At 32.7% G+C, this 12753-nt stretch carries 13 protein-coding genes; 6 read left to right on the forward strand and 7 right to left on the reverse strand.

Annotated elements, in window-relative coordinates; genetic code table 11:
* Window positions 1–247 precede the first annotated feature (247 nt).
* The 3 genes from FOF46_RS29125 (at window position 248) to FOF46_RS29135 (ending at window position 1053) form a co-directional block, all read left to right on the forward strand.
* Complete coding sequence (locus FOF46_RS29125) at window positions 248–469, forward strand: hypothetical protein (protein ID WP_143918967.1); 222 nt, start codon at window positions 248–250, stop codon at window positions 467–469.
* Between the two features lie 69 nt (window positions 470–538).
* Window positions 539–757, forward strand: coding sequence for a hypothetical protein (locus FOF46_RS29130; RefSeq protein ID WP_143918968.1), 219 nt, complete (start codon window positions 539–541; stop codon window positions 755–757).
* Complete coding sequence (locus FOF46_RS29135; RefSeq protein WP_143918969.1) at window positions 757–1053, forward strand: hypothetical protein; 297 nt, start codon at window positions 757–759, stop codon at window positions 1051–1053. Before FOF46_RS29130 ends, FOF46_RS29135 begins: the two co-directional genes overlap by 1 nt.
* Before the next feature lie 300 nt (window positions 1054–1353).
* Here the strand turns inward: FOF46_RS29135 and FOF46_RS29140 are convergent, their stop codons facing one another.
* From FOF46_RS29140 to FOF46_RS29160, 5 genes are all read right to left on the reverse strand, one after another.
* A complete protein-coding gene (locus tag FOF46_RS29140; protein ID WP_109436271.1) occupies window positions 1354–2076 on the reverse strand; it encodes a suppressor of fused domain protein in 723 nt (240 codons plus the stop codon).
* A gap of 2 nt (window positions 2077–2078) precedes the next feature.
* Entirely contained in the window at window positions 2079–2468 is a 390-nt protein-coding gene (locus FOF46_RS29145) for an ankyrin repeat domain-containing protein (RefSeq protein ID WP_143918970.1), read from the reverse strand.
* Between the two features lie 128 nt (window positions 2469–2596).
* On the reverse strand, window positions 2597–4354 hold the full coding sequence (locus FOF46_RS29150; RefSeq protein ID WP_143918971.1) for a hypothetical protein: 1758 nt from the start codon (window positions 4352–4354) through the stop codon (window positions 2597–2599).
* Window positions 4355–4398: 44 nt separating this feature from the next.
* A complete protein-coding gene (locus tag FOF46_RS29155) occupies window positions 4399–5802 on the reverse strand; it encodes a DUF5689 domain-containing protein (RefSeq protein WP_143918972.1) in 1404 nt (467 codons plus the stop codon).
* Window positions 5803–5890: 88 nt separating this feature from the next.
* Window positions 5891–8776 (reverse strand): TonB-dependent receptor, encoded by a 2886-nt coding sequence (locus FOF46_RS29160; RefSeq protein WP_143918973.1) that lies wholly within the window; start codon window positions 8774–8776, stop codon window positions 5891–5893.
* A gap of 107 nt (window positions 8777–8883) precedes the next feature.
* Between FOF46_RS29160 and FOF46_RS29165 the strand changes: the two genes are divergently transcribed.
* Window positions 8884–9942: an endonuclease/exonuclease/phosphatase family protein gene (locus FOF46_RS29165; protein ID WP_143918974.1), complete on the forward strand. Its 1059-nt coding sequence runs from the start codon at window positions 8884–8886 to the stop codon at window positions 9940–9942.
* A gap of 31 nt (window positions 9943–9973) precedes the next feature.
* Here the strand turns inward: FOF46_RS29165 and FOF46_RS29170 are convergent, their stop codons facing one another.
* Together FOF46_RS29170 and FOF46_RS29175 are read right to left on the reverse strand one after the other, a co-directional pair.
* Window positions 9974–10213: a hypothetical protein gene (locus FOF46_RS29170; protein WP_109436265.1), complete on the reverse strand. Its 240-nt coding sequence runs from the start codon at window positions 10211–10213 to the stop codon at window positions 9974–9976.
* A gap of 140 nt (window positions 10214–10353) precedes the next feature.
* A complete protein-coding gene (locus tag FOF46_RS29175; protein WP_109436264.1) occupies window positions 10354–10779 on the reverse strand; it encodes a hypothetical protein in 426 nt (141 codons plus the stop codon).
* A gap of 931 nt (window positions 10780–11710) precedes the next feature.
* Here FOF46_RS29175 and FOF46_RS29180 point away from each other — a divergent pair.
* Both FOF46_RS29180 and FOF46_RS29185 read left to right on the forward strand, forming a co-directional pair.
* A complete protein-coding gene (locus FOF46_RS29180; protein ID WP_143918975.1) occupies window positions 11711–11896 on the forward strand; it encodes a hypothetical protein in 186 nt (61 codons plus the stop codon).
* 91 nt (window positions 11897–11987) lie between these two features.
* Complete coding sequence (locus FOF46_RS29185; RefSeq protein ID WP_143918976.1) at window positions 11988–12677, forward strand: hypothetical protein; 690 nt, start codon at window positions 11988–11990, stop codon at window positions 12675–12677.
* Window positions 12678–12753 lie beyond the last annotated feature (76 nt).

Consider the following 12753-nt stretch of genomic DNA (forward strand, 5'->3'; position numbering starts at 1 on the left):
ATCCAGCTTTAAGGATTTTTGGAGTGGTTTAGGAGATAACGTCTCTGATGCATTTAGTAATCCATGGGAAGCCTGGAAGCAAAATATGGGAGCAGAAGGAGGATGGAAAAACTTTATCCCTGGGTACACCCCGCTCGGGCATAGTATGTGCTGGTGCTAGTTTGCAACTAGTACCGAGTATGAGTGCGGATATCACTCTAGAACTGGAATTGGATTGTCATATAGAGTAACTAGAAATAATATAACTTTGGCTAAAGATTTCCATACAATAGGAGGTAAATTTCAATATCATTATCACTTTATCGAATCTGGTAAGTTCACAAAAGGTCATCTATCCCCATCCTTGCTAAAACAAAATGGTTATAAATTTAATGATTTATGGCAAGGTTTACCTGATGTAAGATGGAAAAAGTCCCCCGCTACCGCTAGAGTGCCTCTAGTGGCGTCAAAGATTGGCGGGCAAGAGTAAGATAGTATAGGGAGCAGCTATAGGTTTTGTGACTTATAGCTGTTTTTTTTTGTATGTTGACATAGCTTTGTGCGGCACACTAGTGAGACACTAGCGGCAGCGGGGGCAAAACCAAGGTTTGACATTCATCCTCTTAATTATCCATCAAAACCAGCTAGAACATTAACTATTCCAGCTTTTTTTAGAAAAAATAAAATTCCTTTACCTCATTATCATAGAGGTAGAGGTAATAACTTAAGATATCACAGACCATGGGAGTTAGACCCTAATGGAAAAAGAAAATGGTAATGACTAAAAAAGAATTTTATCAAGTATATATCCCGGCATTGGAAAAAGCATTGGATACTGATCATGTAAATCTTGGTTTTAACGTTAAAGGGCCTGAAGATTATATTGATCCTGAATTACAAGTTAAGTTAGAAAAATACTTAGAGAAAAATGAAGATAATTTTCTCGAAAAGGTAGCCTATTATTTTGATGCAAAATCTCATAATTTTCCTTCGATTGGGGAAACGCCTATCGAAGTATGCAAAGTAGAATTGGTAAACGAAATTCATCGTATTAAAGCAGAATTTATTGAATAAAACCCTCTCGCTTTCCGCAGAGTGATCCCCGCTCGGGCATAGTATGTGCTGGTGCTAGTTTGCAACTAGTACCGAGTATGAGTGCGCGGTATGCATAAGTAATAGAAAAAAGGAACAGTCATAGGTTTTGTAACTTATGGCTGTTTTTTTAGTTTGTTAGTATAGTTTTATGTGACACACTAGTCACAGACTAGCGGCATCCGCATACAAAGTACTAATTAAATCATAGGATATCAACACTATAGAGCTACAAGAAGAGTTTAAGATTAAATGTTATCAAACTCTAAAATTCATAAACTACTAAAACAATCCAAAGATCTTTTTTCTCTTAGCTGTATTAGGTCTATTAAGATCAAGAATGTCGGTTACTTTATGTTTATCAAATCCATCAAACAAACTATCTACTCCTTTTTTCATCTTAAGCGCTACTTCTTCTGTATACAATGGTATTAATGCAAAAAAGTTTACTGTTTTATTCTCTAGTTCCAAAGACATAAACTCCTCTCCTAGTACAATCGAAGGAAGTAATAGCATGGTATTTAATCCTGTATTTTCTGTAAATGGTGCTGGAGGATCCCCATTAGGTATTGTATGTCCGAAACCTAACCAGGTATCATATTCATGAGGAAATCTTGCTAAAAATTTAAGCCAGTATATCGGCCAATAGTTACTATCATCTTCAAAATCTTCTTGTGATATTTTCCATTCCTCGGGTAAGCATATGCATAATTCTGCATATGCAGCATTGTCTACCCCTTCTGGTGTATTCATTGCTTTATCACTCATCCCCGAAGTAATTAAAGTATGAAATGGTTTTTCTTCTGTAGGTTGTACCCAATGTACATCTATATGAACCTTATCAGAGATAATTTCATGAAAAACCATATGTATCGGTCCGATATACTTTTCTATATGATTTGATATATCTTCAATAGTATCATCATCTCCAAATGCTGGCTCGAATTCTTTAGGGGTTTTATTCTCATATCTGTAGATCGGAGAACCTGATTCTGATTTTTCCATTCTTAGTTAACTTTTAATAATTGAACAAATGTATCACCGAGCATTAACTCTCCCATTTCTCTGGGAGATTTCTCGTTTTTATTTTTAGTGTCTATGTCTGCTCCAGTCTTTAATAGCAATTCTACAATATTATAGTCTCCTTTGGCATTAAAGATAGCTGTCCAAATAGGAGGATTACCATAATTGTCTTTACTATTTATATCAGCTCCGTGCTCTACTAGAGTTGAAGCAATTTCTATATTTTTATTTTGAGCCGCAAAATGTAAAGCTGTATATCCTATTTTATCTTGAAAATTAATATCTGCCTCCTTATCAATCAATAATTTTAAGATCTCAACATTTCCTTTTGCCGCTGCATTAATAAGCAACGTCCTTTTATACGTATCAAGCAATCTACACCAAACTCGTTTATCAAATTTGTTATTCCTTGAATATCATTATCCTTAATATAATGATCTAAGTATTCAAGTTCTGGTGCAACTTTTATAGGCCTTCCTCCTTTTCCCATTCGATAATTGTGTTATAAATTATACTTCTCTGCAAATTGTTTAACCTTCTTTTCTGGTCCAAACATAAATTGTGCTGTTTGATCCCCTGTATCTATAAAGACAAATCGTTCTTTATTCCCTGCATCCTCCAAAACCTTATTAAGAAGTTGTAATATGACTTCCATATCATACCAATCACCTATATCCCCTGGCGTGGCAATATATATCTTATCATTTGCTATGAGTGTAATTTTATAATCAAGTGCATCATTCACAAAAGGTTTTTTAGACACATCCATCCAAACCATAGCATCTTTAAATTTTCCTCTAGCATTTTTGAAAAAATTGGTAATTAAAACATCATAATCTACAGGAATAAAACCAGTCTCTGTATCAAACCAAAGGAAAATACCTGAATTCATTAGAAAGCTATAAGTATACCCTGGATCCTCCATAAAATCTTCAGACTCAGCATACTTTTTTGCTTTATCAAATGTCTTTTTTTCGAATGCATGATCTACAATTCCCATTTTATAAAGATCTTCAGCCATATCTTGCATGGTCACAGTAGTTAAGAAATGTGCTTTTTTGATTCTTTGTGCTAAATTTTTGTTTTTCATTGTCTTATCAAGCACATCCAAATACGTAGCACCTCCAATTTCATGTAAGATTCTTGCGATTTCATCAATTTCAAATTTCTTAAAGTCCTCTTTCGCTTCAAAATGTGAAATTATATCCATAACAATATCTTCATCTTTGGTAGCTTCATACATTAAAACTGCATTTTGAAGTACTATGCTAAACTTTTCGGGATCTTTAAGGTATGTATAGAATAAAGGCTTATGTTTTTCGCCTTCTAATTGAATTAATGTCCCAAAAGCTTGTTCTTCTGATATCCCTTTCTCTAAAAGTTCTCTCGCAAAAGGAACAGCACGATTGTCTCCCGATTCTAAAAGAATAGTTGTTAAATCAATTGCTGGATTTGAAGAAGACCACGAGTCCTTCATCTTATTAAAATTCTCTTGGCTAATGAGTTTTTGTCTATAAATATCAAAACATAAGTCAATTGCTGTTTTTTTGACATTCTCATTTCCATTTTCTACAAACCCTTCAACTCCAGACATAAGCCAATCTTCCTCATTTAGATCAAATTTTCTACTTAGAATCTTATTTTTTAAGTACTCAAGTGTCTTAAAACTAGAACCATCTTGTCCTAGCCAATATATAAGTCGTTGTATATCTTTTGATTTTCCTGAAAATAAATGTTCCTCAAATTTCTTTACATAACCGGGTAATTTCATAATGCCTGCCAGCTGTATAGCAGATTTTTCATCTTCTGGAGTATCAATATTATCCAAAATGATTTTTATAAGTTCAGGTTCTACCATCTTATATTCTGGAGTGTCGTAGGTAGTACCTAATTCATAATAAAGACTTCGTTTTGCTTTTGCATCTCCTTTTTGTAAAATTTCAATTAATTGAGGTATTACTGTTTTATCTCCTTTTTTATATCGCCCAGCAAAGTCTTCCTCAAAAATCTTCTGTTCCTCTTCTTGTTTTTGTTGAATATTTTTAGAAATTCTTAATTTTTCCTTCTCTACTTCTTTAGCATTAGATATAATCTTAATTTCTTTTGTATCTCCTCCATATTTTGCACGATCTTCATTTTTCTTTTCCTGTTCATATAAAAGCTTCATTTCCTCTTCAAAGGACCGATTCTTTTCTTGTTTTTTACATGATGTGATAGCTAGTATACAAATACTTAAGAACACTAGTTTTCTATAATTCATAATGCTATGGAAGTTTTTAATAAAACTAAACAAAAATATTTTTCTTACTTACCGCTAACCTTAATATTATCAATATGATATCGTGTTGTAGCTCTTGGGTCCCCTCCTATGTATCTAAAACCTATTCTAACGACACCCTCAACACAAGATAGACGTATTGGTCCAGCTGAACCAAAATTGCCAAAAGCATTTAGAGGGCCTCTTGGTACTGTTGCGTCGAGTTTTGTCCATATTGTGGTTACTGGATCCCCTGTAAAATTATTAGTAGCAAAAATCTCCATAATGTTACCATTATCATATCCAGCTTGTATATCAAAATTTAAGAATTCGTTTGTTGATATGTCGAGGTTAATATCTGGTGTAATGAGCCATACCTCGTATAGACTTTCTTTGGATCTAAATCCTGTTATCTGCGCATATTGATTGTTATCAAAATCTCCTATTTCATAATCCAATTTTCCATTATTTGTATTGATATTAATCCATCCAGAATTTACCAAATCTTTAATTTTAAGATCTGTAAAATCCTCTTCAAATAACACCGTAGTACTTTCTGAATCAATTGTACATTCTAAAACAGTTGGGTCACACCTCGTTTCTGTATCAAAAACTAATCCCATTGGATTATTAAGTACTAGATTATACCTGTTTCCTAAAAAATTCTTGGTTAAGATTCCTTCAAAACTCCCTTGACCTGATGGTAAGGTAAGACCTTTAAAGTCTGAAAATGTACTCGTGCTCAATACTGTTGTTCTTCCTGTTATACAGCTTTCGACGATACGTTCACCATCAAATTTGTCATTAGTTTCTGCTGCAAACGTAAAGGCATTATCTTTTAGAACGAGGTTTTTGTTAAACTGAATGTTACCAATTTTAATATACAGATTAAGCAATTTATCTGTAAAATCTTCTAAAGTAATTTCTAAAGGTATAATTGTCGCTATTTCTGCAGACCTAATAACAACTTTGTCTATAGAAAATGACGGAATCGCACTAATATCATTTCCTTCTGAAACTCCTAAAGTTGGAATCCCATTTTTGATACCCAGAGATAAACCATCCAATTTAATATAAACTTTACGGCCAAACTCATAGGTTGTAAATAATGGATTATCATCAATTAATACCCGTACGCCAGAAGATGGATTCGTGTGCGTATCCTGAAGTACTAATTCTTTAAAAAAATTACTGGCTTTGTCACTTGACACCACATAGCCTTCTATTATATTGTTTGTGTTTTCAAAAACGACTTTGGCGTTTTCTCCTTCTTTTTCTAATTCCTGACCAAGAACTCCTAGTATCGCATCAATGGTAACTATAGTTCCTTCAATTTGGGGTTCATCAACTACCAATTCTGGAGTTTTAAACTCCTCTTCTGATGAACAAGTTGTAAAAATACAAGTCGAAATAAGGACGATAAAAATTTTCTTTATGTTGGTTATATACATTTTTAGATGTTTTTGTTAGCATGAAATTATTATTTACTCAATTATATGGATAGACCTCACAGGTCTTAAAGACCTGTGAGGTCTGGTTTTAAAATCTTACATATACGTTTAAGTAGTACGAGGTACCGTATCCAAAGAAATATTTAGAACCAAAAACGGGTGTGTCGCGCTGAGATTCTTCTAGTGCTAATCGATAATTTGCATTTCTGGCTTGTTCAAATCCTCCTGTTCTATATTCCTGATTCAGAATATTATTAATCGATGCAAAAAAACCTATATAATACTTCTTGATTCTCCAGGATTTACCTCCAATCACATTTACTAGGAAGTAATCCTCAAATTGCTCCTGTTCTAAAAGAGTTTGAGCAATAATTTCATCATAATTATTGAATGGCAAACCATCTGTATCCTGATAAAAATTTGAAGTTCTTGCAAAAGGGCTAATGTTTATATATGCATTAGAAAAATAATTCGTTGTCGCTCCAAACCACCAAAAATCGGGATCACGATATTCAAAACCCAATTGAGCCGCACGCTGTGGGCCTCCTGCAATATGATATCCTTCTAAAAAAGATTTTCCAAAATCCCGTGTTCCCTGAACTTCCAAAAAGGCATCACTCGTGCTGGTTAATATCAAATCCGGGTTATTAACATATGTATAGCTTCCTAATGCAGCCGCACCTTTAAGTTTTATTGAAGGTGTGATTTGGTATTCGACCCCTAACTCACCTCCTATATGAAGCTTGTCAATATCAGTAAGAATCTCTTGTACAAAACCAACATTAGATCCAGATATCGCTTCAGTAAAAAAGAAAGAAATATTAGTTGCATCCTGTATACCTGTATAATATCCTGTTACTTTGGCTTTGATTTTTGGAGAACGAAATATATAACTTGCATCTGCAGATTGAATTTTTTCACTTTCCTGAGTTCCTCCAATCAATGTTGCTATAGTATTATTATTTTGTCTTGCATTCGCAAACGCATTACGAATTGTGGGCGCTTTATTAAAATATGCACCCTGAAACGTAATGAAATTATGTCCATTGATAGCAAAAGTTCCTCCTCCTTTTACTCCATAATTCGTAAAATCTATGGGTTCACTTTTTCCAAAAGATGCATTTCCCGGAAAATATCCATTTTCAAATATCCCATTTCTTTGATAAGATGTCTTTGAAACTGTACCTCCTAAAAAGAAATCTATTCTATTAAATTTGAATTGCCCTTGAATAAACCCATCAAGTATTGAAGCATCAATCTCATAGTTATAATCATAACGGTCACCGACTCCAACAATACGATTAGGGTTACGCAAATCACTTTGTGCTCTATTTACTAATTCCTGAGAAGTCAATCCGCTTGTTGATAAAGCAAATACATCTACATCCAAAAACCCTACTCCACCTAAAAGATCGGTTACCTCAGCAAAATTTTGACTTTTTAAGCTTCTATAATTAATCACAGAGTTTAACGTGATATTTGAGCTGAGTTTACTGTTTACTATAACATTACTACTAAGTTGCATATCTTTGGTTTTATCCTCGTATAAAATATACGTAGCATTACCTCCTTGCTGTGTGTTTTGTTGATTGGTTCGAATTAAATCATCCCAAAGTAACTGACCACGATCAATTAAGTTTTGTTGTGCTAAAAAAGCATTTTGATAATCCAACGGACTAGGGTTTGGGTTTTTCAAAAAAGAACTAGGTAAATTATCTGGATGCACTGGATTTGTGTCTGCACTCCTTCCTCCTCCGATATAAGTTTGTTGTCCATTTGGTCCTTGTATTAAATCACTCCCTCCATTATCAATTCTACTGTTTCCTATACTACCTGTTTGAAACGCAATATTTGTATTTATTAAGGTATTCGGAGTGATATTCCAATAATGGTTAAGCATCACAATAGGTTCTTCAATTTTTCGCTCCCTGGAGTTTCTTAATTTTCCATCTTGATATCCCCAATTAGGGTTATATGTATTTCCTTTTAGATTAAATACTTCTTCTGTAATTGCAGTCGATCTCCCTCTGCGATTTGGAGTATAAAACCCAGTTAGATTAAGGCTATGTGTTTTCCCTAGTTTTTTTTCAATTGAAATAAAGAATGAGTTTGCATCATATAATGTACCATCAACAAAACCTTCATTACCAAACCTTCTGGCTAGTGATACAGAAAAAGCCCATCCATTGGTCATCACACCAGAATTATACGTTCCCATTATTCTCCCTAGATACGTACGATTAGAGGAGGCATAAGAGATTCTTCCTCCCTTACGATATTTGGAAGCACGCATAATGATATTGGAAGTTCCTGAAAGACCTCCGAAAGTATAGTCGTTTTCTGAAATCCCTTGAGAAAACTCACGATTACGTTGCATATCATTTAGTCCTCCCCAGTTACTCCACTGTGGTCTTCCATTAAAGAGTTTATTCATTTCTATACCATTGATTAAAACCTTTCCGTTCTCATTTCCTAAACCTCTTGGGCGAAAAAATGTCGAACTAAAATCAAAAGCAGCCGCATTAAGAAATACATCTCTAGTAGACTGAAGTAAAGCTGCCGCATTAAAGGAGATATCATGGTCTTCATCCAATTCATTATCAGAAAGACTAATAGTTCCTATTTGCAGTTGCTCATCATTAAAATCATATTGTAAATCTATGTCACCCAGGTCCAAGGCTGTATTTTCATTAATAATAATAGGAAAACGCTTGGTTATAAATCCTTTTTTTGAAATGACAAGTATTTCCTCTCCTAAAGGAAGTACCACATGACCAAAATCAAACTCACCATTAGCATTTGTTAGTATAGAAACATTTGATTCTAAGGTTTGTATAGATACTTCTTCAAGGCCTTTTCCTGATATTGCATCTATAATTTTTCCTTTTAACTCTGTTTGTTGAGCATGTAGAAAAGAAATCCCAAAAAAGAAGATCAATACAATCTGTTTTGGATTAAAAAAGTGATACACCATAAATCTTGTTTGTGTTAATTAATGGCAATTATAAAATATCCCAGTTTCATTTTTCGACACTGGAAAAAATAATATTTGCATCTGATTTCTAACTCTAAAACAATTTTATGATCTTAAGAAGCACCACTATATTTTTGATTTTTTTATTGTCCTCATCTCTTTTTTCTCAGGAAAAGAAGGAGTATAAGATTCATACCATTGCATTTTACAATTTGGAAAATCTTTTTGACCCTGAAGATGACCCAATAACATTTGATAATGATAGAACTCCAAATGGAAAGGACCATTGGACATATCAAATTTATAACCAGAAGGTTAAAAACATGGCAACTACAATTTCTGAGTTGGGTATAACCATAACAAAAAATGCTCCTGCTATTTTGGGTGTCGCCGAAATAGAAAATAGAAAGGTTTTAGAAGACCTTGTTAATGATTCTAGTCTGATAGCTAAAGACTATGGCATTGTTCATTTTGATTCTCCTGACCGAAGGGGTATTGATGTTGCTTTATTATATCAAAAAAGGTTATTTAAACCTAAAAACACTAGTACTCACGAACTCATACTTTATGACACAAACACCAATAAACGAGTATATACGAGGGATCAATTGCTAGTAAGTGGGTATCTTGATGGTGATCTAATTCATATTATTGTAAATCATTGGCCCTCAAGAAGGGGTGGTGAAGCCAGGAGTCAATATAAAAGAAAAAAAGCAGCAGCATTAAATAAAAAAATAATGGATTCATTATTTGCTATTGATCCCTACGCAAAAATTATTACCATGGGTGATCTTAATGATAATCCTAATAATGTAAGTGTTAAAAAGGTTCTAGGAGCAAAACAGCATAAAAAAGACGTTTTTTTAAAAGAAGTATACAATCCAATGTATGCTATGGCCAAAAAGGGGATGGGTTCTCTAGCCTGGGGAGATCGATGGAATTTATTTGATCAAATTATTGTTTCTGCAAGCCTCTTATTCAAAGACTATTCTAGTTATCGATATTATAAAGCGGGTATATTTAATCCAGAATATTTAGTTACTTCTAAAGGTAAGTATAAAGGATATCCATTTCGTAGTTTTGCTGGTGGTTCTTATACAGGTGGATATAGTGACCATTTTCCTGTTTATGTATACCTCATCAAACAAAAAAAGGGATCAAAATGATCCTTTTTTTCTAAAAACATATTTCTTAAATTCAGTTTGCCCCGATTTGAGCACATGCAGCATTAAATTGTTCATCAAAAGTCGAGCCATCTGGAATATCCTGAGCTGCGCCTCCTTCTACACTAAAAGTTCCGTCTCCGTTATCACAAACTTCAATACTTACTGGCCCATTCGAACATGTTCTGCAATTTCCATTTCCATCATCATCACTACCACATGCAGTAAGGCTTAGTACAAGGATACATACTGCAACATACATAAGATTTTTCATAATTTTGGTATTAGGTTAAATTCTGATCACGAATATAGAAGCAAGAATGTTGATTAACAAATATTTAAGTTTAAAAAAAGAGACCCAAAAAGGTCTCTTTTATATATATTATTTAATCTTCTCTACGAAGTAAGTAAGCATTACTCACAATCAGAAAGTTCTATATATCTGCTATATGGAATCCCGGTGTCTTTATCTTCAGTATCTTCATCGCCATCAACAATAAAAGCATTTCCATTTTCACCTCTACATATCGTCTGTGTTATTCCGCTGTTAGTACAACTTAAACATGTTCTCCCAGAAAAGGTACAATCACCTATTCTTTTTAATTCTTCCTCTAAAGCTTCTTTTGCCTCATCATCGGCAAAACAACCATTAATTACTACAGTTTCTAATGCCGTCCTATAAGCATTACAAACATCTGTAGACGTTTGATTTTCGCCATATGCCACTGCAGCTTCTGATAAGGCTACATTTGCTTCGCCACAATCTACATCGTCATCACTCCCACATGCTGCAAATCCAAGGGTAAGGACATATGCAACAGCATACATAAGTTTTCTCATCTTACTTTTTAGTTTTAGGTTAAGTAGCTTCAAAAGTAAGAAAATTAAACCGGATTCTACAAAAAGCCTATATAACAGGGTTTTATAAAGGGATATCTTTCACGTTTTGAAAGACAGTATATTTATAGGGCATAATACAAAAAGGGAATAAATAAGAAACATAAAAAAACTCTTTGAGATCAATAAAAATGGGGCATCACAGTTTCAAATTGCTTCAAAGTGTAAAATTCAAAATGTTCTATAATACCTTTTAAATGCCCATTAAACTCCTTCCGTAATTCGTAATAATACCTATTTATCCTTTCTTAATAATTCATATTACCAATAAAACTAATAATAACACTCATGCCTTATAAATAAAGAGCTGAATAAATAAACATTTGCCTAAAAATCACCTTTTAAAATAGTCTATTTAAGGATGCATTAAAAAAATGCGTAACTACAGAAAATATCTGTTAGGGTTTACTTTGGGGTTTAACTTGCGGTTTAATTTTGTACATCAAAAAAATACTTTATAGATGTGATAACACTTAAAAAAAAAGGATTTTCTTTAGTTTTTTACTTATTCCATACCGTTAAGTCCTGCACTATGTTTAGCGAGATAGATTTTAACAATCTATTATTCAGTATAATAGATTTTTAACATGTGCTGTTTATTTAAAAAAGTTTTTATTACTACAGAAAATAACTGATAAGTAACATTAATATTGAAAAATTTTACCTAATTTGGTATAAACTTTGAGGGTTATTAACTGCATATGCACAACATCAAAATTATGCGGTTATACCGTAACAGTTTTTTTTTGTTTAGAACTATATTTGCATCAATGCTCCTACCCCTAGATGCATTAATTATTTCAATATTGAGCATATTTTGTGCTTGTGTAATTTATAAGTTATTTTTGGTTAAATAATTATAAATAATCAAGTTATGAATATGCCTAAAGGTTACCTATTTTTTGCCCTTTTTACAATGATTATATTTAGTAGTTGTAATTCGGATGAATTAAGTGAATATGAAAACCCTGAATTAACTAATGAGTATACAGAAGATTTTGAATTATACCTTTCCGATAAGGAAGAAGAGCCAGACCCGGACGACAGACTTATACAATAAAACATTAATTATATTATTAGTTATAGGTGCAGTTTTGATCTTTACTGCACCTTTAATTCATATAGATTTTCCAAAAAAATCTATGAAGATAATGTCAGCAGAAAAAGAAGTTGATTTGCTGACCTCGAAGCATCAGAAAAAGCTTATTCAGTTAAAGTCAGAGTATATAAAAAATAACATTTCTGCCTCTTCCTATTTATTTGAACTAGACAAATTAAACAATAGTTTTGATCAAATAATATCATGTTCAAAAGAAAATGTGAAAATTGCTAAAAATGAGTTTAAAACTTTTGGATTCAGTTCTCCAAGAGTTTTTTTAATTGGTTTTGGGATAAGATTCCCATATCTTATATTTAGTTTTATAATATTATTTTTCTCTATATATTATAGTAAATCTTCTGATAGCAATTTATACATAAAGAATGCCCTATCATTTTTATATACCGTTTCATTTTTGATATCTTTTTATATGATTGTCTGGTTTATGTGGACAAGAAGTCAAGATTTACCAAAATTAACTTATTATATTTTGATAGGGGTCATCTCAGTATTAAGTACATTTATTGTCATTTGCCTATCTAAATACTACAATACCTCTATAGATATATTAAAAAGTAAAGTTCGTTTAGCTTATTCGTTTATAATAAATACACAGCAAAAAACTGTATTGGATTTTGCCCTTAAAGCTGCTCAAGAATCACCTGAAAAAGTTGAAGAAATAAAAAGAACTGGCTATTTCGGAGTGACTGTGCCACCTATTTCGGTCAAATGGTGCCACTAAGAGAGATCTTGCAATAATAGTTAAATTTTGTTATTAGTCCTTTTTAATTTTTCCTTTTCTTAATGATTCCCCCACA

Source organism: Aquimarina algiphila (genome assembly GCF_007489275.1).
GTDB lineage: Bacteria > Bacteroidota > Bacteroidia > Flavobacteriales > Flavobacteriaceae > Aquimarina > Aquimarina algiphila.